Annotated in this window: 23 protein-coding genes and 1 other annotated feature; of the genes, 6 read left to right on the forward strand and 17 right to left on the reverse strand. The window is 41.7% G+C overall.

Annotation, left to right across the window (positions count from 1 at the left end; genetic code table 11):
* Positions 1-4: 4 nt before the first annotated feature.
* Entirely contained in the window at positions 5-955 is a 951-nt protein-coding gene (locus SB660_RS07560; RefSeq protein WP_410581994.1) for an MBL fold metallo-hydrolase, read from the reverse strand.
* A gap of 169 nt (positions 956-1124) precedes the next feature.
* Positions 1125-1336, forward strand: a binding site (T-box leader).
* A 41-nt stretch (positions 1337-1377) separates the two neighbouring features.
* Here SB660_RS07560 and proC point away from each other — a divergent pair.
* Complete coding sequence (gene proC, locus SB660_RS07565) at positions 1378-2205, forward strand: pyrroline-5-carboxylate reductase (RefSeq protein ID WP_058014745.1); 828 nt, start codon at positions 1378-1380, stop codon at positions 2203-2205.
* 48 nt (positions 2206-2253) lie between these two features.
* Here proC and SB660_RS07570 read toward each other — a convergent pair whose 3' ends face one another.
* From SB660_RS07570 to SB660_RS07580, 3 genes are all read right to left on the reverse strand, one after another.
* On the reverse strand, positions 2254-2388 hold the full coding sequence (locus tag SB660_RS07570) for a hypothetical protein (protein WP_410581996.1): 135 nt from the start codon (positions 2386-2388) through the stop codon (positions 2254-2256).
* Positions 2389-2402: 14 nt separating this feature from the next.
* Positions 2403-2891, reverse strand: coding sequence for a DinB family protein (locus SB660_RS07575; RefSeq protein ID WP_058014744.1), 489 nt, complete (start codon positions 2889-2891; stop codon positions 2403-2405).
* A 130-nt stretch (positions 2892-3021) separates the two neighbouring features.
* Positions 3022-4635 carry a M20/M25/M40 family metallo-hydrolase gene (locus SB660_RS07580; protein WP_410581998.1) on the reverse strand — a complete coding sequence of 538 codons (1614 nt, stop codon included), beginning with the start codon at positions 4633-4635 and terminating at the stop codon, positions 3022-3024.
* A gap of 140 nt (positions 4636-4775) precedes the next feature.
* Here SB660_RS07580 and namA point away from each other — a divergent pair, with 140 nt between their 5' ends.
* Together namA and SB660_RS07590 are read left to right on the forward strand one after the other, a co-directional pair.
* Positions 4776-5792: an NADPH dehydrogenase NamA gene (gene namA, locus SB660_RS07585; RefSeq protein ID WP_410582000.1), complete on the forward strand. Its 1017-nt coding sequence runs from the start codon at positions 4776-4778 to the stop codon at positions 5790-5792.
* A 119-nt stretch (positions 5793-5911) separates the two neighbouring features.
* Complete coding sequence (locus SB660_RS07590) at positions 5912-6676, forward strand: alpha/beta fold hydrolase (RefSeq protein ID WP_058014742.1); 765 nt, start codon at positions 5912-5914, stop codon at positions 6674-6676.
* Positions 6677-6721: 45 nt separating this feature from the next.
* On the opposite strand, the gene SB660_RS07595 is transcribed toward SB660_RS07590, so the two are convergent.
* Together SB660_RS07595 and rnz are read right to left on the reverse strand one after the other, a co-directional pair.
* Positions 6722-8029 (reverse strand): aspartate aminotransferase type Ic, encoded by a 1308-nt coding sequence (locus SB660_RS07595; protein ID WP_061408458.1) that lies wholly within the window; start codon positions 8027-8029, stop codon positions 6722-6724.
* Between the two features lie 139 nt (positions 8030-8168).
* The gene (rnz, locus tag SB660_RS07600) at positions 8169-9098 is read right to left on the reverse strand and encodes a ribonuclease Z (RefSeq protein ID WP_410582003.1); all 930 of its coding nucleotides are present in this window, start codon (positions 9096-9098) and stop codon (positions 8169-8171) included.
* A gap of 221 nt (positions 9099-9319) precedes the next feature.
* Here rnz and zwf point away from each other — a divergent pair, with 221 nt between their 5' ends.
* Positions 9320-10795, forward strand: a complete 1476-nt coding sequence (gene zwf / locus SB660_RS07605) for a glucose-6-phosphate dehydrogenase (RefSeq protein WP_410582005.1) — start codon at positions 9320-9322, stop codon at positions 10793-10795.
* A gap of 46 nt (positions 10796-10841) precedes the next feature.
* On the opposite strand, the gene SB660_RS07610 is transcribed toward zwf, so the two are convergent.
* The 10 genes from SB660_RS07610 to SB660_RS07655 form a co-directional block, all read right to left on the reverse strand.
* Positions 10842-11564, reverse strand: coding sequence for a GntR family transcriptional regulator (locus SB660_RS07610; protein ID WP_003215808.1), 723 nt, complete (start codon positions 11562-11564; stop codon positions 10842-10844).
* A 153-nt stretch (positions 11565-11717) separates the two neighbouring features.
* A complete protein-coding gene (locus SB660_RS07615) occupies positions 11718-13124 on the reverse strand; it encodes a glycoside hydrolase family 1 protein (RefSeq protein WP_410582007.1) in 1407 nt (468 codons plus the stop codon).
* Entirely contained in the window at positions 13108-14454 is a 1347-nt protein-coding gene (gene celB / locus SB660_RS07620) for a PTS cellobiose transporter subunit IIC (RefSeq protein WP_012010487.1), read from the reverse strand. Before celB ends, SB660_RS07615 begins: the two co-directional genes overlap by 17 nt.
* 25 nt (positions 14455-14479) lie before the next feature.
* A complete protein-coding gene (locus SB660_RS07625) occupies positions 14480-14812 on the reverse strand; it encodes a PTS sugar transporter subunit IIA (protein ID WP_058014737.1) in 333 nt (110 codons plus the stop codon).
* 3 nt (positions 14813-14815) lie between these two features.
* Complete coding sequence (locus SB660_RS07630) at positions 14816-15127, reverse strand: PTS sugar transporter subunit IIB (protein WP_061408468.1); 312 nt, start codon at positions 15125-15127, stop codon at positions 14816-14818.
* Between the two features lie 143 nt (positions 15128-15270).
* Positions 15271-16056 (reverse strand): glucose 1-dehydrogenase, encoded by a 786-nt coding sequence (locus SB660_RS07635; protein ID WP_058014736.1) that lies wholly within the window; start codon positions 16054-16056, stop codon positions 15271-15273.
* 12 nt (positions 16057-16068) lie between these two features.
* Positions 16069-16917: a GRP family sugar transporter gene (locus tag SB660_RS07640; protein WP_180310791.1), complete on the reverse strand. Its 849-nt coding sequence runs from the start codon at positions 16915-16917 to the stop codon at positions 16069-16071.
* Between the two features lie 119 nt (positions 16918-17036).
* A complete protein-coding gene (gndA, locus tag SB660_RS07645) occupies positions 17037-18446 on the reverse strand; it encodes an NADP-dependent phosphogluconate dehydrogenase (protein WP_058014734.1) in 1410 nt (469 codons plus the stop codon).
* Positions 18447-18544: 98 nt separating this feature from the next.
* A complete protein-coding gene (locus tag SB660_RS07650; protein ID WP_410582011.1) occupies positions 18545-19789 on the reverse strand; it encodes a DNA polymerase IV in 1245 nt (414 codons plus the stop codon).
* A 145-nt stretch (positions 19790-19934) separates the two neighbouring features.
* On the reverse strand, positions 19935-20927 hold the full coding sequence (locus tag SB660_RS07655) for a carbon-nitrogen hydrolase family protein (RefSeq protein WP_257474624.1): 993 nt from the start codon (positions 20925-20927) through the stop codon (positions 19935-19937).
* A gap of 180 nt (positions 20928-21107) precedes the next feature.
* Here SB660_RS07655 and SB660_RS07660 point away from each other — a divergent pair, with 180 nt between their 5' ends.
* Together SB660_RS07660 and SB660_RS07665 are read left to right on the forward strand one after the other, a co-directional pair.
* The gene (locus SB660_RS07660; protein ID WP_003215677.1) at positions 21108-21389 is read left to right on the forward strand and encodes a hypothetical protein; all 282 of its coding nucleotides are present in this window, start codon (positions 21108-21110) and stop codon (positions 21387-21389) included.
* A gap of 27 nt (positions 21390-21416) precedes the next feature.
* Positions 21417-22235, forward strand: coding sequence for a membrane protein insertase YidC (locus SB660_RS07665; protein ID WP_058014732.1), 819 nt, complete (start codon positions 21417-21419; stop codon positions 22233-22235).
* A 36-nt stretch (positions 22236-22271) separates the two neighbouring features.
* On the opposite strand, the gene SB660_RS07670 is transcribed toward SB660_RS07665, so the two are convergent.
* Complete coding sequence (locus SB660_RS07670) at positions 22272-22736, reverse strand: chemotaxis protein CheW (RefSeq protein ID WP_410582014.1); 465 nt, start codon at positions 22734-22736, stop codon at positions 22272-22274.

The following is a 22736-nucleotide window of genomic DNA, read 5'->3' on the forward strand; positions in this document are numbered from 1 at the left end:
CTCCTTAGTTTGCCCTGTAATAGAGAATTCCATCTTTTTGCACTTCTTCAATTTGTCCAGCTTCTAAGAGGACATCCAGCTGCCCAACTGTCTCTGACATCGTTAAAAACAAGGCCTCTTCATACAGCACTGGAAATAGCTTGCGGCAAAGATGAAAGGCAGTCATTTCTTTTCGTTTAAGCAGCTGATACATCGTATTTGCCCGTTTTTCTTGTTTCTTAAATCTTTCTTTGATCAATTCATGATGAGACGTGATAAGCTGCCCGTGTCCTGGATAAATCGTCTTGATCGGCAGATGAAGTAATCGATTGAGTGATGCTTTATATTGAAGCAGCGATTTTTGGCGTTCCTCCCCTTCATACGGCGCTTCCATTAACGGGTTTGAGGAAATAGTCGTCAAAAGAAGGTCTCCACCAATGAAGTGGCCCGTTGTTTCATCTAGAAAGGAAAGATGAGATTGTGCATGTCCCGGTGTTTCCATGACGAAAAAATGTTCATGCCCTTTCAACCGATCTCCTTCTTTGATGACGTCATCTACATGTGCAGTACAGGAATATGTATAAGATTGCTTCACGATTCTTTCACACTCATCAGGGCGAAGCGGCACACCTAACTGCTGAAAAAGGTGTTTCGTAAAAGCAATTTGACGCTCTTTAAACACAGGGTCCTGGCTAATATACGGCTCATTTAACTCATGTCCAATCACACGGACATGAGGTTTCATCAAATTTAAAAGACCGACATGATCTGCATGATGATGGGTCAACACCACTTGATCAATATCGTCAATTGATAGACGATGCTCATGTAATTGCGTGACAAAGGCGTGCTCCGCCTCTTCTGTCATCGGCCCGCAGTCCACTAAAGTCACAGCTTCTCCTTTTAAAATATATGCATGTACATCCCCCACAGCAAAAGGGGTCGGGATAGATAATTGAATGATGTCTTCTTTCACTTTTTTATGTCATCTCCTGCTTTTTGACTCATGATTCATTGTCACTTCGTCTTCTTTATTCATTGTATCCTGCAAAGGGCAGACTGTCATGCGGTTTAGGCGGTCAATTTTTTTATCTGTCCCTATTGACACAAACTTGTCCATCGTTGCATAATGAACAACAAATATAAAATGCGTGATGACAAGGATTAGTAAGCAAAATAATGATGCAAGAGAGTGAGGTCCGCCGGCTGTAAGACCTCACCATCCTCTTATTTGCTGAACCTGCCCTTTGAGCTGTTAGGCAAACCTAAACGTTTCCCGCGTTAAGGGACTAGAGCTGAGTATGCATATTTGCATGCTAATTGAGGGTGGTACCGCGAAAAACCTTTCGTCCTTTTCAGGCGAGAGGTTTTTTTATTTTCTACAAGGAGGAGCGGCTTATGAGTAAAATTGGATTTATTGGTGCAGGCTCAATGGCAGAGTCGATGATGAAAGGTTTATTAAAAAGCGGCATCATGTCAAACGAAGATATTATTGTCACAAACAAAACGAATGAAAAACGTCTAGAAGAATTAAAGGTGCGTTATGGGGTCAAAACGGATTTCTCTCGTTCTTTTATTTATGAAGAAGCGGATATTCTCGTATTTGCTTTAAAACCGAAAGATGCTGAAAGCGGGATATCTGAAGTTCGGCCTCATTTACAAGGGCAGCTGATCATTTCGATTTTAGCAGGCATCTCAATTGAAACGATCCAACACTATGCTGGCGAGAAGACTGCAGTGGTTCGCGCGATGCCAAATACATCAGCCGCCATTCAGCAATCAGCAACAGGCATTTCTGTCAGTCAAGAAGTGACAGAGGATCAAAAGAATAAAGCAATCGAGCTGTTTGAAACGATCGGTCATGTGACGGTATTAGATGAATCACAGCTTAATGCTGTTACAGCTATTGCAGGAAGCGGTCCTGCCTTCATTTATCATTTGATTGAAGGAATGGAGCGAGGCGCTTCGGAACTTGGGATGGACCAAGCAACAGCGAAGCTGCTCATCTGCCAAATGATTGCGGGTGCCGCCAACATGCTTCAAAGCAGCGGTAAAGAACCTGCTGAACTGCGCAAAGAGATCACAAGTGAAGGCGGAACGACAGAAGCCGGCCTGAACACACTTGCTGCCTATCAATTTGAAGAAGCCGTTGTCGATTGTGTCAAAACCGCAACAAAACGAGCAGCAGAATTAAACGAAATGTTTTCAGCAAGCACGTATAAATGATAGAGAAAAGCACCTGTGTTGATGACAGGTGCTTTTTGACATACACATCTATTTTTTCTCACTAGCAACTTGATGCAAACTGCCTGTTTCACACTTCGGTTCTTTTTTAAAAATGGCTTGTTCTAATAAAGAATTACGTGCCTGATAAAAATTCATATCGATTAACAATTCTTGATGCTTCACTAATTAGCATCTCCTCATGCAGATGATTCACTCATTGACATGATGGCTTTGATTTGATCGAGATGATGTAGTTCATGTAAGGCGATCGTTTCAGCTAATATTTGCACTGTCATCACCCCTTCTTCAGGATGCAGACCTGATTGCTCCCATGTATCGTTTTCTAATAGATGAAGTGTCTTGCTTCTTCTCTCTTTCAGTCTTTTAATCAATGCTTTGATTTCCTGTACGTTAAATCTTTCGTAAGCTCTTTCCTTCACATACATTTCAGGATCATACGATTGAAAAGGCGTATGGTCATTTGATATTGCTTGCTTTATTCGCTCTGACCAGACTTCTTCTGTATCATACAAATGCCCTGCAATTTGCTTGATCGACCACTTGCCCTCTCCCAAAGATTGATCTAGTGTGTGCTCATCACATGTCCCCACTAGCTGTTCTAGTTCACGGATACTTTCCTGAAGCGATGTAGTAATTTCTGTTTTTGTTAATTTTCCAGTTTCCATTTCATTCTCACCATCCCCTTCAAATAAATGTAAGTCATATTCTTTATCATACTCTATTTATCTAAGTCGTCGGATCGTTTATTTAAAAATAAAAAGCCCAATCATCACGATAGGGCTCTTCATCATATACTTACTTTTTCTCTAACAAAGCATGAATCGCTGAGTCTAATAATTCTGGCAAAATGCCAAATGAGAACGGGATGTGCAGGCGCTCTGTCCATTTGTGTGGATCCTTTCCTAATGGACCCACGTTGATGACTGGAACGTAAAGTGCTCCCTTTTCTCCTTCCGGTAAAGAATAGCCTTTCTGGTAAAGCGGCATATTGGTCGTGTAATGCCCTACGTCCTGTTTTTCGAGCTGTAAGTAACTTAAATCAGACAATCCCGGAAAATATTTCACTTCTTCTATTTCAAGCCCATAACTATTCTTTGCCTCTATTTGAATCCTCTGTAAGGTGGCTTGAATATGCGGATCTTCCGTTGAGGAAACCGCTGGATAAAATGGCGGACTATAAAATAAAACAATCAGCGGCCCTTCTTCCTTACAAAGCGTCGTCAGCTCAGAGACGATTTTGGTTGAAAAATCACGATCTCCAAGCTCACCTCGATTGGCGAATGCATAGTTGACAATGCGCTCGACTTCCTGTTCGCCAGAGCGTTCTGCGGCTTTTTGATACAGCTCGTGATACGTGAGAACCGTAACCTGAGTGTCTATTGGTGTAAAGTGTTTAAAGCGCTGAAAATCTGCTGTTTTTTGTTTGAGATCAGCTTCGATTTGGTCTGCTGCTTGTTTCGCCGTGTCATAAAGAAGCCCATGCAGTTCTTCACTTGAACGATTCATCATCAGCACATTAAATAAAGAAACAGCGGTGTGAGGTGTTTGAACGGAATAGGCTTCTTTTAAATCCTTTTGCATTAAGTTAGTTGGGGGCGGCGTGACTTCCCCATCTACTTCCTCACAATAATCACTATTCAGCTCTAACAGCCGGTTTAATGCAGATACCATAAAATTCGCATTTAAGCCTGAGAACGGCTCTCCTACATGTGTTTCAATTCCTTTGCAGAAAAATCCGGCCAGCACCTTCCCTATACTGCCTGTATACATATAATAATGTTCATCACCCGGATATGTTTCAAACATAGGCTCACTGTTTAAGCATGCGGTATAGTCAAGGTTATGCTTTTCCTTAAGCTCCTTTAGTTTTGGAACAGCTTCAAGCATTCCTTGAGAATTCACTTCTTCATCCGGCACTGTGACGAGTAGCACATTTCCATCAAATGTCTCTGCCATCGCTCTCTCCAGCATAGACAGCTGTACAGTAAGACCTGCCTTCATATCCATGGCACCTCTTCCAAACAACCAGTCGCCTGAAGCTAGATCTTCTCTTGCTCTTTTTGGGAGAAGCGCACTTTTTTGAGAAAATGACGCCATTAACTCCTCTGGCTTGCATGCCATGTTTTGAAATTCACCGTAATCTTCTGTATCGACGACATCGAAGTGACTAAGCAGCAAAACGGTACGAGAAAGAGAACTGCGCTTTACAAGCGCCGTTAAATAATACCGTCCATCTTTCATCGGATGCAAAGCCAAATGATCAGGATTCTGCTTATAATAAGGCCGCTCCCTCAGTAAATAATATAAATATTCAGCTAACGCAACTTCTCCAGTTGTACCCGATATGCTTTCATACTGCATAAGAGCTGTGAGCAGTTCCTTTCGTTCACTCTCTGTTTGCCATTTCATTCGTTCTCCCCCTTTGCTTTCTCTATTTCTCCATTATACAAAAACGTGTATAAAAGCTATATTCTTTGAGCACCTTTTATGACGAAAGTTTGAATGGCTGTTATAATCGGCTATACAATTCTATGAGGAGGCGAAGGTATTTGGAAACAAAACTCTTTTCACCTTGGACATTAAAAGGTGTGACGCTGAAAAACCGCATCGTGATGTCTCCGATGTGTATGTATTCATCCTATGATCGGGATGGGAAATTACAGCCTTTCCACTTTACACATTATATTTCCCGTGCCCAAGGTCAAGCTGGCCTGATCATGGTGGAGGCAAGTGCCGTTTCCCCCGAGGGAAGAATTAGTGATCAAGACCTCGGGATTTGGAGTGATGAGCACATTGAAGGCTTCGCTTTATTAAACGAACAAATCAAAGCATACGGAACCAAGACAGCCATCCAGCTGGCTCATGCAGGACGTAAAGCTGAACTAGATGGTGACATCCTGGCACCATCTAGCATTCCATTTGATGAACAGTCTAAAACCCCTGTCCAGATGTCCGTCGATCAAATCAAAGATACTGTTCAGGCGTTTCAGGATGCAGCAGTCCGGGCAAAAAAGGCCGGCTTTGACATCATTGAAATTCATGGGGCGCATGGCTATTTGATTAATGAATTCCTTTCACCGCTGGCAAATCATCGAACAGATGATTATGGCGGTTCACCAGAGAACCGTTATCGTTTCTTAAGAGAAGTCGTCGATGCAGTCAATGAAGTATGGGACGGCCCATTATTTGTCCGTGTGTCGGCTTCTGATTACACGACAAAAGGACTTGATATTGCTGATTACATTGGCATTGCTACATGGCTGAAGGAACAAGGTGTCGACTTAATCGATGTCAGCTCAGGCGCTGTCGTACAGGCGAAAATCAGCACATTCCCTGGCTACCAAGTGACCTTCGCAGAAAAAATCAAAGCAGGTGCCGGTATTCAAACAGGTGCTGTCGGTCTGATCACATCTGGTGTACAGGCAGAGGAGATTTTACGAAATCAGCGTGCAGACTTAATTTTTATAGGCAGAGAATTTTTACGGGATCCATACTTCCCAAAAACAGCTGCTGAAGAGCTTCGTACATCCATCGAAAGCCCGCGTCAATATGACCGCGCTTGGTAAAAATGCATAGGAAAAAGGTGTCTATTTTTTGAAATAGGCATCTTTTTTGTTTTTAAGAGAAACATATCTGCCTTTTGTGCCGTCTTTTAGCTAAAGAACCACTTAGAGGAGATGGAAGAATGAACTCGGCAATGATTGAAAGAATGTATCATATAGATGGACATCATTTTTATACAAAACATCGTCAGGGCAAAAGGCAAGCCACCATTATCTTTGAAGCAGGCTACGGCATTTCGGGTGATACGTGGTCGAATATGGCCCGCGATATTGATCCTGAGCTTGGGGTTTTCTTATATGATCGATTAGGAAATGGAAAAAGCAGTGAGAGCAGTGAAGGAAGAACATTGCATGATCTTGCAGATGATTTAGATGCGCTGCTAAAAGAAGCCAATATCCAGCCGCCTTTTCTCATTGTGGCTCACTCATTTGGCTCTCTTGTCAGCCGGTTATGGGCAAGCCGCAGAGGGGATGACGTCATTGGCATGGTGCTGTTAGACCCAGCAAGTGAGGAGCAAGAGCAGGTGATCCTGCCGCTTTTATCAAAGGAAGAACGCACCTCATATATGGCGCAGTTTACAGCAGAATGTACGCATGAGGATTTTCAGCAAATGCTCAGCACAATGAAAGAGGAGCAAACCCATTATGGGATGATGCCGCTCCTTGTCATTTCATCAGGTAAGAGCCGATTGTTTCATCCAGCACACGAGGCATGGCTCAGACTTCATAAACGGATGCTGTCTTTGTCATCCCAAAGCGGATGGATTCAAGCGCAGAACAGCTCGCACTATATTCATCATGATGAACCGCATATTGTGCAGCTTGCGATCTATGATGTATGGTGCGCAGCCAAACAACCTGTTTCCTATTATCAAACAGCCAATTAAAAACAAAAACTCCTTGACTAGTTTTGCGTCAAGGAGTTTTTTTCTTTATGCCGTTGGAGCTGACTGACTTTTTTTAGACAGCAGCTTTTCAATGCTGACAAGCTGAACACATAATGTAAAGATGTCAATCGCTTGCTCTAGTTCTTCAAGTGATGGGAACGTTGGCGCAATGCGAATGTTACGATCAAGCGGGTCTTTTCCATAAGGATAAGTCGCGCCTGCACCTGTCATGGTCACACCAGCTTCTTTTGCCTTTTGCACAACAGCTTTTGCACAATGATCAAGTGTATTTAAACTAATAAAATATCCGCCATTTGGCTTGTGCCATTCTGCAATGTCCTTCCCGCCAAGTGTTTCATCAAGAATGGAAAGAACGAGGTCAAACTTTGGCTTAATGATCGCTGCATGTTTTCTCATATGTTCCTTCAAGCCTTCTGGATTCTTGAAGAAACGAAGGTGTCTTAATTGATTGATTTTGTCTGGTCCGATTGTTTGAATCGATAATTGTTTTTGAGTGAAGCTCACATTATCCGGGCTAGATGCCATGAGTGCAATACCTGAGCCTGGGAATGTAATTTTAGAAGTAGATGCAAACATAAATACACGATTAGGGTGCCCTGCTTCCTCTACTGCTTGAAAAATATCTTTTAACGTATCAGGCGTATCCGTTAGGTGATGGACTGCGTATGCATCATCCCAAAAAATGCGGAAGTCGTCTGCTTTTGTTTTCATCGAAGCAAGGCGGTCAACCACCTCATCTGAATACGTAATGCCATCTGGGTTGCTATATTTTGGTACACACCAAATGCCTTTAATCGCTTCATCCTCTGCGACCAATTTTTCGACCTGATCCATATCAGGTCCATCAGCTTTCATATCTACCGTGATCATCTCTATGTTAAATAGCTCACAAATGGAAAAGTGACGGTCATATCCTGGACTTGGTGCAAGGAATTTTACCTTTGGCAGCTTTCCCCAAGGTGTTTTGCTGTCATATACACCGTGGGTCATGGCACGGGCAATGGTATCGTGCATCATATTCAGGCTGGAATTACCGCCGATGATGATTTGTTCTGGCTTCAGATTGAGCACATCTGCAAAAAATGTCTTCGTTTCAGGGAGCCCTGTCAAACCGCCATAGTTACGCACATCTGTGCCATCTTCAGCCGTCATCGCATCCTTTGATGTCACAACATCGAGCATACCCATAGACAAATCGAGCTGTTTTGGTGAAGGTTTTCCTCTAGACATGTCTAAGTGTAAGTTTTTACTTTTAAACGTTTCGTACTCATTTTGTAGTGCTGCATATAGGTCATTTAATTCTGCTTCACTTAACGCTGTAAAACCGCTCATCTTTGATTGTGCCTCCCGTATTCTTCATAGTTTCATTCGTCATTTGTTTTTTCTTCACCATTTTACCACTACCTGAAAAAGAGAGTCATTATAAATATCAAAAAAATCACACAACTTTTTTTGACGTTTCATCCAATTTTTACAGGGTGCGGTCAATGGAAAAAGAAGAGAAATCCTGTGCAGCTTCTGTCAGCGGGAATATATCGCGTGCCTCTTTCAATAGTTGTTTTAGTGCCTCTTCTCCCTGGTAACGTGCACTAATATGGGTCAAAATTAATCTTTTTGCGCCTGCTTCCTGCGCTGTTTTCGCTGCTTGTTCTGTCGTGCTGTGATAATAATTGTGGGCTAGCTCAGCATCTTCTTTACCGAATGTTGCTTCATGGACTAACACATCCGCATCCTTGGCAAGCCTTGTTATATTCTCGCATAAACGGGTATCTCCTGAAAATGCAACGATTCTCCCTTTTTTAAGGGGTTCCAAATAATCGGTTCCATCAATGATTCTTCCATCTTCGAGCGTCACGGTTTCCCCATTTTTTAACTTCTGATACAAAGGTCCAGGTTTTACACCGATTTCTTTTAGATCTTCGGCTTTTAATGCACCTGGTACATCTTTTTCTACTACCCGATAGCCGTAAGCTGGAATCCCGTGAGATACTCTTCTTGCTTCTACTTGAAAGGTATCATCTTCAAATACGATCCCTTCATCTATCTCTATGATATGCAGCGGATATGTCAAATGCGTTTGTGTAGCTGAAAGTGCTGCGTTCACAAACGCTTTGATGCCCTTAGGTCCATAGATCGTTAGTTCATCTTCTCCGCCTTGGAAGGATCTGCTCCCAAGCAGTCCTGGGAGACCGTATACATGATCACCATGCATATGAGTGATAAATATTTTCTCAATCTTTCTCGGTTTAATCGTTGTATGTAATATTTGATGCTGCGTCGCTTCTCCGCAATCAAAAAGCCACACTGCTTTTCTTTCTTCTAAAAGCTTTAGTGCAGTGCAAGTGACGTTTCTAGTTTTCGCAGGAATGCCTGCACCCGTTCCTAAAAAGAGCAGTTCCATTACTTTTCCTCCTAAAGCCGGTATACAATATCTTTATTCATATAGAATACATGAAGACAAGGTAAATGTGAATTCAGCGGAATTTTCGAAAAAAGTCAAACGAGAGCAGAAAAAGTCGAATCAAATGTTTGCTTTACGAACAATGAACCTTTAAAATAAAGAAAATGTACATACATTCTCGGTTTTTACAACAATGCTACGAATAAAGTGAGGTACTTTTCGTGAATACAGAAACTAACAATCCAAAAGCAGTCATTGTCATTTTTGGCGCAACAGGAGATCTTGCCAAACGCAAGCTCTACCCTTCTATACATAGACTTTATCATAGCGGAAAACTTGGCGATCAATTCGCCGTAGTCGGTGTTGGACGCCGTCCGTGGTCTCATGAGGATCTAAGAGCTGTGGTAAAAGAATCTGTTTCTTCTGATGATGCAGAAGCGAAAATAGAGGAATTCAGTTCACATTTTTATTATCACGACTTTGACGTATCAAGCCCTGCTTCCTATCAATCGCTTAACACACTTCTAACAGGCCTTGAAGATACGTACAGTATCCCAAACAACCGGATGTTCTATTTAGCGATGGCACCGGAATTCTTCGGAACGATTGCAAAGTTCCTAAAAAGTGAAGGTGTATCAAAAACAACTGGCTGGTCAAGACTTGTCATCGAAAAACCATTTGGCCATGACTTGCCAAGTGCGAAAAAGTTAAATGAAGAAATTCGAGATGCATTCTCTGAAGATCAGATTTATCGTATTGACCACTATCTCGGTAAACAAATGGTTCAAAACATTGAGGTCATCCGTTTTGCAAATGCCATCTTTGAACCACTTTGGACAAACCGATATATCTCAAACATTCAAATTACATCTAGTGAGTCATTAGGGGTTGAAGACCGGGCCCGCTATTACGAAAGTTCAGGTGCTCTAAGAGATATGGTCCAAAACCATATGCTTCAAATGGTTGCACTTTTAGCAATGGAGCCGCCAATTAAGCTGAATACCGAGGAAATCCGCAGCGAAAAACGGAAAGCATTACGCGCTCTTCGTCCTTTCTCTAAAGATGAGGTCGATCAATTCTTTGTCCGCGGACAGTATGATGCTGGTACGGTTGATGGCGGCATGGTTCCTTCATATCTTGAAGAGCAAAATGTTGACCCGAACTCAAACACGGAAACATTCGTTGCAGGGAAACTGCTCATCGATAACTTTAGATGGGCCGGCGTGCCATTTTACATTCGTACTGGAAAACGTTTAGAAAAGAAATCTACTCAAATCGTTGTTCAATTTAAAGACATTCCAATGAACCTGTACTATGGTAACGGAAATTCCATGCATCCGAACTTACTCGTCATTCATATTCAGCCAGATAAAGGTATCACCCTTCACCTGAACGCTCGCAAGCTTGATGGTGGTACATTTGCAAAGCCGATTAAGCTCGACTACCAAACAAATCATAATGACATCATGAATACACCAGAAGCATATGAAAAGCTGATTCATGACTGCTTGCTGGGTGATGCTACGAACTTTGCTCACTGGGATGAAGTGGCGCTTTCTTGGAACTTTGTTGATCCGATTTCTGAAAAATGGGCAGAAAACAAAACATTAAAACCAAATTATCCTGCTGGTTCTATGGGACCGAAAGAAGCCGATCAGCTTCTAGAAAAAGATGGGTATCATTGGTGGAATATATAAAATGATATAAAAAAGAGCAGTCTCCCTTGGGGGTTCTGCTCTTTTTTTAACGTCCTGTTTTCGTAATTTCAACCGTTGAAAAGTCGAACTTATCATAGCGATGATGACTAAAGGAGTACTCAAACGGCCGACCTGTGTTTAAATAAGCAACCTGCTCGACCTCTAGCACAGGATCCGTTGGGTCACAGCCTAAATATTGCTGGTCTAGCTCGTCTGATTTAGCCGCTCTAATTTTCTTATGCGCGCCTGCCACCTTTAAATTCAAATCATTTGATATGTAGCCATAGATTGATCCCAATAAAACCTCTTCATCTATTCCCTTAATAAGATTGACGGGCATAAACGTTTTTTCTAATACGTATGGCTCCTCGTCCACAAGACGGAGACGGATGATGTCATAAATGGGTGTGGTGGAGTCTATGGATAGGTGGGCTGCCACCTCTTTGCTTGGAAAATGGACATCAAAGTGAATGATTTGCGTCGTGACGTTTTTATCCGCCATGACTTTTGTGAACCCTTTATTTTCATGTCCTGACACATTGATTGCCCCTTGATTGAGCGCTGCCTTCACAATAAATGTACCGTGACCTCTTTTTCTAAAGAGGAGACCTTCTGCTACGAGAAGATCGAGCGCACGCTTCATCGTCATTCGGCTGCATTGAAATTCAGCGGCAAGCGAGTTTTCATCTGGAATGGGTTGATCTTCTGGATAATATGCTGTTCCTATTCGTTTTCTGATTTCTTCTGAAATGAGTTCGTACTTTTTCATCTCACACCACCAACTGACTTGTTTTTTCATAGCTTCCTCTCATTCTACACTAAGCCTAGTGAGCTTAAAAGGTACCAGCCATTTTTGTTTCATCCATTTACCGTCACATAAGAAAAATACTTGCCCTTTTCAAGGAAAGAGCAAGTATCTTGATTAAAAACCGTTATTTTCTGATACCGATTGAAACCAGTATCCACTTTTCTTAATCGTACGTTTTCCGTCTTCTTGAAGATCAACTGAGACAAATCCATAGCGATTCTTATAGGCATTCGACCATGACCAGTTATCCATAAAGGTCCACAGATGATAGCCTTTTACATTACTTCCTTCTTGAATGGCTTGATGCACCCATTTCAGATGCTCTGAAATAAAGTCAATGCGGTAATCGTCATGAATCATTCCTTCTTCATCCTTAAACCGCTCTTCTCCTTCAACACCCATTCCATTTTCAGAAATAAAACATTCAATATTATCATAGTCTGTTTGGACTTTTTTCAATATATCATAAATGCCTTTTTCATAGATTTCCCAGCCACGATACACATTCATTTTTCTTCCCGGCATGTCAAATGCATCAAAATAATGATTTGGCATAAATGGTGCATTTGGATGCGGCATATGCTCTTTCGCTTTCACTCTTCTTGGCTGATAATAGTTGATTCCAAGGAGGTCGACGGTATTCTCTCGAATGAGCTCAAGGTCTCCTTCTTCCATACTCGGCATAAAGCCTTCTTTCTTTAAGACCTCTACTAGTTTCTCTGGGAAATGTCCCTTCACCGCAGGATCTAGGAAGGAACGGTTAAAGAAAGCATCCGCCATCTCAGCTGCTTCTACATCGCACGGATTCTGGCTTCTCGGATAAGATGGGGTAAGATTAAGGATGATGCCAATCTTACCGCCTTGCTTCAGCTTTTTATAAGCCGCAATCGCCTTCGCATTTGATAAAAGTTCATGATAACCGACCTGTACAGCCTTTTGGAAATCAACTTCGTTTGGATAATGAAAGTTATACATATATCCGCCCTCTACAGGAACGATCGGTTCATTATGGGTAAACCATTTTTTCACCCGGTCGCCAAATAATTGAAAGCACAATTCTGCATAGCTCACATAATCATCTACTACCTGTCTGTTGACCCAGCCGCCTTTTTCCTGAAGTGCCATTGGCATATCGAAATGGTACAGGTTCACAAACGGCTCAATATCATGTGTAATCAATTCGTTGATCACATCATTGTAAAAAGATACTGCTTCTTCATTGACCGCACCTGTCCCTTCAGGCAAGAGACGTGACCATGAAATGGACAATCTGAATGAATTGTGCCCAATTTCTTTCATCAGACGAATATCCTCTTTATATTTTCGGTAAAATTGAGATGTCACATTCGGTCCAACGCCATCAAAAAAACGAGTCGGCTCTTGCTCAAACCAATGATCCCAAATATTCGGTCCTTTTCCATCACCAGGGACGCTTCCTTCTGTTTGCGTGGCAGAGGCAGAAGATCCCCACCAGAAACCTTCTGGAAATGTATATATTTGCTTGTTATTTTCCATCGACATGTATTGAGTCTCCCTCACCTTTGATGTTAGTTGTTTTTGTTTTTTCCGTTGTGGTTATTTTTTCATTTTTCACATTCATACGGTCAATAAACTTCAGGAACGGGAACCAAATGACAAACACGATCATCAGGTTAAACAGCTGAAGAAGACCGCCCGCTAGTGAATTGGTTGCCATGATTCCGCTTATAAAGATCGGCACCGTCCAGGGAATATTCACGCCAGTCGGTGGTGGTACAATGCCTGATGCCATCGCAAAATACGAAATACATGTAATAACCATTGGCGCCAAAATCCATGGAATAAGAATAAGCGGGTTCATGACAATCGGTAAGCCGAAAATAATCGGTTCATTGACGTTAAATAATCCTGGTCCTAAGCCTAGCTTTGCTACCTGTTTTAATTGCTTACTTTTCAGGAAAATTAAAATCGTAAACACGACAGCTAGCGTCATACCGGTTCCGCCCATGCCAACTGTATAAATTTCGATAAACTGCTTGCTGATGATATTTGGAACCTCACCAGTTTTTGTATAGCTCTCTAGGTTTTGAATGGACAACGTATTCCAAATGGGGTCCATGACAGAGTTGATAATAATTTGGCCGTGAAGCCCAAAGAACCAAAGAATTTGTATAAAGAAAACAGCGATCAAGGTAGGAATGATACCGCTTCCAAGTCCGACAAGCGGTGCCTGAATCGCATGATAAATCAAGTCATGCATGTTTGTTTTGAAGCCTTGTGTAATGATGATATTGATCAGTAAAAAGGTTGTGAGTGTCAAAGTAGCCGGGATCAGTGCAGCAAAAGACTTTGAAACAGCTGGCGGAACCCCTTGCGGCATATTAATGACAAATTTCTTTTGGACAAAATAACGATAAATTTCAGCAGACAAAAAGCCTGTGATCATCCCAAGGAACATCCCCTTTGCTCCTAAACGATCGACTGGGATCACGCCTGCAATAGATGCACCGCCTTCTTGTTCTAGTAAAAATGGCGTTAGAAGTAGGAAAGAGGCTAAAGCAATCACGCCGCCAAAGACAGCTTCCACATCATAGCTTTTCGATAAATAGTAGCCAATCCCAAATACAACAAACACACTCATAATGCTGATGGTCGCACTTGGCGCGATATTCAGTGCAGACTGGACGCCTTCCAGTGCGGTTTGACTCATGATTTTATCTAAAAATGGCAAATTCATTAGCACAACCATTATGGAACCAAAAATAGTAAGCGGGAACGCAAGCATAAAGGCATCCCGTAATACACCTAAATAGCGGTTATTGTTCAGTCTCCCAGCAATCGGAACCAAAATGGCACTTATTTTATCAAACATTGGTTTCCCCCCTTGTTTACACCCTTTATTGTTTAAGCGATTGGAAAATCGGCAGGAGCTCTCCCACAAGCTCCTTCATCGTAATAGTCGACATTAAGTGGTCTTCTGCGTGCATGAGCAATAAGGAGAAAGGCGTTTTCTCCCCGCCTGCCTCTTGCTGTACGAGTTGAAAATGGATGCCATGTGCATGACGTAAATCTTCTTCGGCTTCTTTCATGAGACCAAATGCCTCATCTTCTTGACCTTCTCGAAATTGTTTCAGAGATTGAAGCAATTTGCTGCGTGCATTACCGCTGTGTAAGATCAATTGAAAACTGACTTGTTCTTCCGTGAGCCCTTCGAGTGTTTTCTTTTCCATTCTTTACGCTTCCTCCATCAATGAAACGGCTTGTTCATACGCTTTTTGTCCATCGGCAAGCCCATACGCCTGCATATCGATGACCTCTACTGCAATCCCGTATTTTGTTGCTTCTTTTTGAAGATCCCCTTTTAAAAAGCTCATTTGCGGGCCAATTAACACAACATCCGCATTCGCCATTTCTTTCCTCGCTTGATCTTGTCCAACTGCCCAAATTTCTGCCTCGTCCCCTATTGAGTCGGCATGAGCCTTCATCTTTGTAACTAGTAAACTCGTAGACATTCCTGAACTGCATGCTAATAAAATACGTTTCATTTCTCTCACCCCATTGTTGTAATAAAAGCGCTTCCAGTTAATATTATATATTTTTATTTTTAAATGTCTAGACATTTAGAATCATTTGTCTGTATTTTATATAAAAAAGAGCGTATGTGTGTGTACGCTCTTTTTGTTTCTTCTTATCCTTTTCCTGCTTGGAATCCAGGGTACTTCGTCATACCGCCGTCTACATATAACGTCAACCCTGTCACATAGCTTGCCTCTTTTGACGCCAGCCAGACAGCACATGCTGCTACTTCTTCTGGTTTTCCAATATAACCAATTGGGATCAGTTCTATCACGCCTTTTTTCAATGCTGGATCATCAAATTTTTCGGCATTGATCGGGGTATCAATTGCGCCTGGTGCAATGCTGTTTACGCGGATTTTTTTAGGGGCATATTCTAGTGCCAGCGTTTCTGTTAAAAGCTTAGCGCCTCCTTTACTTGCTGCATAATGGACGAAATGCGGCCATGGAATTTGTTGATGGACCGATGACATATTAATGATCGATCCTTCAATTCCATGTTCTGTCATATACTTCAATGCATCACGGCAGCCTAAAAACATACCTGTTAAATTGGTGGACATCACTTTGTTCCAATTATCTAGCGTCATCTCCGTTGAAGGGACTTCATTTTCAATTCCTGCATTATTAATCATGACATCAAGACTGCCATATGTATCGACAGCTTGATCAATCATTGCCTTCATATCCTCTTCCTTTGATACATCTCCTTTAATTTTGACAGCCTGTCCGCCACTTTTCTGAATCTCAGCAATCGTGTCGTCCGGGTTTTCTTTGTCGGAGAAATAATTAATTACCACATTGGCTTTTTCTTGTCCAAACCGGCGCGCCATCGCTTGACCTATTCCTGTACCAGCTCCTGTAATCACGACTGTTTTTCCTTCTAAATCTGGATACATTCGTTTACCCTCCTATTTTGTAAATCCTAATAGCACGCCGCCTGCAATGATCATCAAGCAGCCTGCAATGACAAAGCTTGTTCTGGATGCTTTCTCTTTTAATAAGTAAATGCCGCCTAATGTCGAGATAACGATCCCTGTCTGTGACATCGAAAAACTTACGGCGACACCAATGAGCGGAATGGCCAAAAGAAGTCCGAGATTTCCTGTCGACCAAACAAGCCCGGCAATGATATTTTTAAACGTATATTTACTAAACGGGTTCTGCTTAAGACTAATCGCCAAGGATGAAAGCAGCATGCCGACCGATTGCGGAACGAGGGCAGACCAGCCATCAATATGAAACCATCGCAAAATAACAACATATCCGACATAACCAACCGTTGAGATGAGCAGAATCATGATCCCTTTTTTGAAATTGCCCCCACCGTTTCCACCGCCATTCTTTTTTTGACCGAGCGATGTCAGCACAACACCTGCAATAATCAGTAAAATGGCACAAGAACCAATGAGTATGACCGTCATCGTTTGCCATTCTTTGAAGACCATGACGCCAAATAACGTAGTGCTCACAAGCTGCATGCCGGTTGACAAAGGAACCGCCTTCGAGACTCCGAGAAACGCAACACTTGAAAGCTGATTCATTTGTCCAATGCTCCAAAAGATGCCTGAAATGACAGAAACCGCAAAAATAAACGGTGTCAGCTCTGGCATTTTGATGAAGAAGGCTGCAATTGAAAATATAAATGCGCCAAGCGTAATACCGAGGGTTTGCTGGTAAGCATTCCCGCCAAGTTTGACACTGATGAGAACAATACTTCCCCAAAATATCGCTGGGAGAAGTGCATATAAGATGCCCACTTCGATCCCTACTTTCTTTTCTTTTTTACATAGCATCCCTCTTTTTCGCATTTTTAGCCGAAAAGATGCAAACACAAAAAAACCTTACCAAAGGGTAAGGTTTTTCAGTCATTCTATGTTTATTTCATCCATTCTGTATGGAAGATGCCTTCTTTATCTGTGCGCTCATACGTATGTGCACCGAAATAGTCACGCTGCGCTTGAATTAAGTTCGCTGGCAGGACAGCTGTGCGATAGCTATCAAAGTAAGCAAGTGCACTTGAGAATGAAGGAACAGGAACTCCTTGCTCCACTGCAAGTGAAATGACTTTACGAAGAGATGATTGATAGCTTTGAGCAATATCCTTAAAGTAAGGATCAAGCAATAGGTTTTTCAGTTCTGGATTACGGTCATATGCTTCTTTAATTTGTTGTAAGAAGGCTGCACGAATGATACAGCCACCACGGAAGATCATTGCAATTTCACCGTATTTTAAATCCCAGTTATACTCATCAGATGCTGCTTTCATTTGCGCAAAACCTTGTGCATATGAGCAGATTTTACTCATGAATAAGGCTTTTCTAACCGCTTCGATCAGCTCTTGTTTATTCTCTGCTGATTGTGCTGGCTTAGGACCTTCGATTAATTGACTTGCTTCAACACGCTCATCTTTCATTGCTGAAATGTAACGCGCGAAAACAGACTCAGTAATGATTGGAAGCGGAACACCTAGATCAAGAGAACTTTGGCTCGTCCATTTTCCAGTTCCCTTTTGTCCAGCTTTATCTAAGATCACATCCACAAGCGGCTGGTTTGTTTCTTCATCCACTTTTGTGAAAATATCAGCTGTAATTTCGATTAAATAGCTGTCAAGCTCACCTTTATTCCATTCTGAGAATACTTCATGAAGCTCCTCTGCTGACAAACCAGCCACATGCTTCAAGATAAAGTATGATTCAGAAATCAATTGCATGTCTCCGTACTCGATGCCGTTATGGACCATTTTGACATAATGTCCTGCTCCATCTGGGCCGATATACGTTGTACATGGCTCGCCATCTACTTTCGCAGAGATCGCTTCTAAAATTGGTTTCACTAGTTCATGCGCTTCTTTTTGACCGCCAGGCATGATCGATGGACCTTTTAGTGCCCCTTCTTCACCGCCAGAAACACCTGTACCAATGAAGTGGATACCACTTTCCGCAAGCTCTTGATTACGTCTTTGCGTATCCTTGTAATATGTATTTCCACCATCAATTAAGATGTCACCTTTCTCTAGGTGAGGAAGTAATGATTGAATGGTTGCATCCGTTGCTGCACCAGCTTTTACCATTAAAAGAATTTTACGCGGTGTTTCAAGCGACTGAACAAATTCTTCGATGCTGTATGTGCCTACAACGTTTTTCCCTTTTGATTCTTGAAGAAATTCTTCCGTTTTGCTGCTAGATCTGTTATAAACGGACACGGAGAACCCGCGGCTTTCAATATTAAGGGCAAGGTTTTTCCCCATAACGGCTAGTCCAACCACACCGATTTGTTGTTTTGACATAATTCTGACGTCCCTTCTAACACACTATATTGATTACTGCTGAAATGATGTACCCTTTGAAATTACCACAACACCACCTCTTTTATCAAGTTTTCAGGCTAGTCATTTCCTCTTTTGTCCTGAAAAAAGTCTTTATTAAAACTTGTTCCACTTGTTTTGCTCTCTTCTTCCTTGATAGTTATCCCTCTTTGAACGAGTGATTTTCCATACTTTTCTTTCAGGCCTTCTAAAATGGTTTGAAGAGGCTCTTCTTTTGCATCTTCTGTATAGGAAAATAAATCAAGCTGTTTAACGGCTGCTTTTCGTTCTACAAGATCTGTCCCCGTCACACCTAAGAGTCTCACAGGCTGGTCATTCCAATGTTTAAGGAATAACTGCCTTGCTGCCTCAAATAAGTCTTCCTTCCGATCCGTTGGATTCGTGAGGGTGACACTTCGCGTAATATTTTTCCAGCTTGCGTACCGAATCATGATGAGCAGCCGATTTGCCATCACTTCTTTTCTTCTTAACCTTGCACTCACAGATTGTGATAGCTTATCAATTAACGCGACAAGTTCATCTGGATCGTCAGAATCATGAGGAAGGGTTGACGAATTACCGACGGATTTAAAATCGTATATTCTTTCTGGGTCTACGATGCCGTCATGTTCACCATTCGCCTTTTGCTTTAATCTCGGTCCATTGATGCCCAGTAATTCCTTTAGTGTATACTCATTTGCTTTCGCTAAGTCTTCAATGGTGTGAATGCCAATCGTTTTCAATTTATCTGCCGTTTTTTGTCCAACTCCGTGCATGTCACCCGCTGGCAGCGGCCATAGCATTTGGGGTACATCTCGTTTACGCAAAATGGTGATGCCCATTGGTTTTTTCCAATTAGACGCCATTTTCGCTAAAAATTTATTCGGTGCAATGCCAATACTTGAAGGAAGCATGAGCTCCTCTACAAGCCTCGTTTGAATATCATGAGCCGTTTTCAACGCGTGCTCGGCATATGGCGTATGCGTTAAATCAATATAGCCCTCGTCGATGGATACTGGCTCGACTAAATCGCTGTATTCTCTTAGTATCGTAAACATCTCTTGTGAGGAGCTTCGGTACCGGTCAAAGTTTGGTGTACGGACAATCAGCCCCGGACAAAGCCGCTTCGCTTCCCATAACGGCATTGGGGGCTTTACACCTAGCGCTCTTGCCTCATAGCTGCACGTCACCACAATCCCTTTACGCTCTTTCGCATTTCCGCTAATGGCTAAAGGTTTCCCTCTCAAAGAAGGATCATACGCCATTTCTACATTGGCATAAAACGCATTCATGTCTATATGAAAAATAATATTTGACATTGGCATAACCCCATTTTCTTCAGTTCCTATATTTTAATCAGAAGTTCCGAATCGATCAAATATGATGAATCTCTTTTATGCTCAATTATACATTGATTTATTTCATCTTTCCTCAAAAAAACCTTCTCTAAAAAAGAGAAGGTTTCACGAATTATACTTTTTCTTCAAGCATACCATTTTGATATTGAATAGCCTCGTATGTTAACACTTCATTTTTATTGTCATTCAAATGTTTCACAACCGGAGTCGGCTGCTGATTAAAATTCATACTCAAGCTTTGATTGGAGTAGTGGCCAGCTGGATCAATATAATACTTGTAATCAATGACTCTTTCCACATCAATGTCTGCGTATGCAATTCCCTCTGTTTCAGCTGGAACCATATCACTGATCGGTTCTCCATCTGGACCGTAAATGCACGTATGCCCACTCTTAAATGTGTCAAAGTAATCTCTTTGCTCCTGCGTTAAACAAATCATCTCTTTCATTTCTTCCGTATAGATTGAAGAAGTCATCAGCACAAAAGTTTGTGTCGCAATAGCATAATATCTGCTTGAAATTTCATCATCAAAATAACCTGGCCAAGATGCTACATGCACCTGTTCATTTTGAGCATTCATCGCCATCAGATCTAGTGGTACTTGATGCTCCCAGCACATCAATCCGCCAAGATTGCCAATGTCAGTTTGAAAAACAGGCATCATGCTTCCACTTCCATCTCCCCAAATCAGTCTTTCTGCTACAGAAGCTCTCATTTTCCGATGTTTTCCTATTAAATCCCCATTTGGGTTAAACCAAAGTTGAGCTAAATAGAGGGAACCGCCATCTTTTTCACTGCATGATATACAAACGTACGTTTCATTTCTTTTTGCTGCCTCGCTTATTTTTTGGATAACTAAGCTAGGGATTTCGACTGCATTTTTATATAATTTGTGATAGAACTTTCTTGTATATTCTGGATGACCAATAAAAGCAAACCAAGGATAACCAGGTAAAAATGCTTCTGGGAATGCCACAAGTTTAGCACCATTTGAAGCTGCTTCGTCGATCAGTTCACATGATTTCTGAACGGTTGCCTCCAAATTTAAGTAGATAGGGGCTGCTTGTACCGCAGCTGCTCGAAACTTCGGGTAAATACTTGTCATATTCAAAACCTCCATTTCTTCTATTCCCCCTCATTATAAGATAGGAATGGTGAAGTTTGGATGACAAATACCACTTTATACAAAATAAGGATTTGCACGTAATAAAGAAAACACTTGGTCCTGTTAGACATTTCACAATGTGTATAGTACACTGTGAGTAATGAAATGGATGTGATAATCATGATTATTGATACATTCAATGAAGTCTTTTTCCTTGTTGAATTCTTTACGATTATTCTTCCAGCCCTGACGGCCATCGGCATTGCGTTTTTATTAAAAGACTGCCGTATGAACGAACACCTCGGTGGACATCGTTTGGAAGAGTTGGACGCATCTTTATTGAATCGAACAGACTTTCTGTTTATCATATATGATCGCATTACAACTTGGATTAGTAAAGTCATTCGAATGAAACGATCATCAAACGATGATGAAGACCATTCGCTTCCTCTCTCTAATTAATTTTTTAAAAAATGAGGAGGAAACGAATTGAAACGTTTATTAACGATTTGTACGACTTTATGTTTAATGATGATTGCCTCACCTGCTTTTGCAGCGAGTGGGCAGACAAATGCGAGCTCTGATGGGTTTTTCCATCATTATTTTGTCCAGCCTTTTTCTGAGCTGATCATTTGGCTTGCGAACTTCTTTCATGATGATTATGGTTTATCGATTATGTTCGTAACCTTGATCGTCCGCCTGCTGATTTTCCCTCTTTTTGCGAACCAATTTAAGAAGCAAAGAGTCATGCAGGAGAAAATGGCACTGGTGAAGCCTCAAATTGACGACATTCAAAGCAAATTAAAGAAAACGAAAGAACCTGAAAAACAAAAAGAATTACAAATGGAAATGATGAAAGTATACAAAGAGAACAATGTGAACCCGCTGGCAATGGGCTGTCTGCCTATGCTGATTCAAATTCCAATTGTTCTTGGCTTTTACTCAGCGATCCGTTCAACACCTGAGATCGCAACACATTCGTTCCTATGGTTTAACTTAGGACAAACTGATCTATTGGTCGCGATCTTTGCAGGCGCTATGTATTTCTTGCAATTTTATGTTACGCAAAGGTTTGCGAAGCAATCAGGCACCCAGACAGAGGCTGCGCTAAAGCAAGCCAAAGTGATGGGCATGATTTTCCCAATCATGATGCTGTTTATTTCAATTAATGCCCCCGCTGCCCTTCCTTTATACTGGATGACAAGCGGATTATTACTCACAGTCCAAACCATTATTTTGAATGTCATGTACCAAAAATCAAAATCAAAAGCTGAGGCAAACGACCAAGCTAGCCCAGCTGCTGAATAAAAATAATCCCCTTATCATCAGATAAGGGGATCTTCTTTATGCCAATTTTTCTTTTAACCGCGCTGGCAATTGATCGAGATCCTCAATTCTCCCAAGGAACTTATTTGGGTCCACTTGTAAAATCATCTTGTTCTCTCTCTCCACAACGCCGAAGAAGTATTCAGAGGCTTTTGTGTTCATATGAAATGGCTTGATCTCGCTTTGTTCGATATCGATAATATCTTTTGCATCCGAGACAAGACAGCCTACCATTTGTTCGTTTAATTCAAATAGCAATACCTTGGACTGCTCGTTCACATCAAGAGGCTTTCCGTGAAGCATCACGCCTGTGTCACTGACAGGAATGACCTCTCCCCTTAAAGACATGAGTCCTTTTATTTCTTTTGGAAGGTTCGATACTTCTTGTAAATAAGGGACCTTCTCAATTGAACGAATATGTTCTACACTGATGCCAAAATCCTCTTGCCCCACTTGGAAAATAATGATCTTTTGCGTGCTCAC

This window comes from Bacillus sp. SIMBA_005, assembly GCF_046535585.1.
Classification (GTDB): Bacteria; Bacillota; Bacilli; order Bacillales; family Bacillaceae; genus Bacillus; species Bacillus pumilus.

Excerpts from the sequence above, each read along its gene's own strand:
- SB660_RS07595 (WP_061408458.1), bottom strand. The coding sequence starts at position 8,029 with ATGAGCGGTTTTACAGCGTTAAGTGAAGCAGAATTAAATGACCTATAT.
- SB660_RS07580 (WP_410581998.1), bottom strand. The coding sequence starts at position 4,635 with ATGAAATGGCAAACAGAGAGTGAACGAAAGGAACTGCTCACAGCTCTT.
- celB (WP_012010487.1), bottom strand. The coding sequence starts at position 14,454 with ATGTTTGATAAAATAAGTGCCATTTTGGTTCCGATTGCTGGGAGACTG.
- proC (WP_058014745.1), top strand. The coding sequence starts at position 1,378 with ATGAGTAAAATTGGATTTATTGGTGCAGGCTCAATGGCAGAGTCGATG.
- SB660_RS07630 (WP_061408468.1), bottom strand. The coding sequence starts at position 15,127 with ATGAAACGTATTTTATTAGCATGCAGTTCAGGAATGTCTACGAGTTTA.
- SB660_RS07655 (WP_257474624.1), bottom strand. The coding sequence starts at position 20,927 with ATGACAAGTATTTACCCGAAGTTTCGAGCAGCTGCGGTACAAGCAGCC.
- gndA (WP_058014734.1), bottom strand. The coding sequence starts at position 18,446 with ATGTCAAAACAACAAATCGGTGTGGTTGGACTAGCCGTTATGGGGAAA.
- SB660_RS07615 (WP_410582007.1), bottom strand. The coding sequence starts at position 13,124 with ATGTCGATGGAAAATAACAAGCAAATATATACATTTCCAGAAGGTTTC.
- SB660_RS07625 (WP_058014737.1), bottom strand. The coding sequence starts at position 14,812 with ATGGAAAAGAAAACACTCGAAGGGCTCACGGAAGAACAAGTCAGTTTT.
- SB660_RS07660 (WP_003215677.1), top strand. The coding sequence starts at position 21,108 with ATGATTATTGATACATTCAATGAAGTCTTTTTCCTTGTTGAATTCTTT.
- SB660_RS07590 (WP_058014742.1), top strand. The coding sequence starts at position 5,912 with ATGAACTCGGCAATGATTGAAAGAATGTATCATATAGATGGACATCAT.
- SB660_RS07610 (WP_003215808.1), bottom strand. The coding sequence starts at position 11,564 with ATGAAAAAGTACGAACTCATTTCAGAAGAAATCAGAAAACGAATAGGA.
- rnz (WP_410582003.1), bottom strand. The coding sequence starts at position 9,098 with ATGGAACTGCTCTTTTTAGGAACGGGTGCAGGCATTCCTGCGAAAACT.
- SB660_RS07635 (WP_058014736.1), bottom strand. The coding sequence starts at position 16,056 with ATGTATCCAGATTTAGAAGGAAAAACAGTCGTGATTACAGGAGCTGGT.
- SB660_RS07650 (WP_410582011.1), bottom strand. The coding sequence starts at position 19,789 with ATGCCAATGTCAAATATTATTTTTCATATAGACATGAATGCGTTTTAT.
- SB660_RS07575 (WP_058014744.1), bottom strand. The coding sequence starts at position 2,891 with ATGGAAACTGGAAAATTAACAAAAACAGAAATTACTACATCGCTTCAG.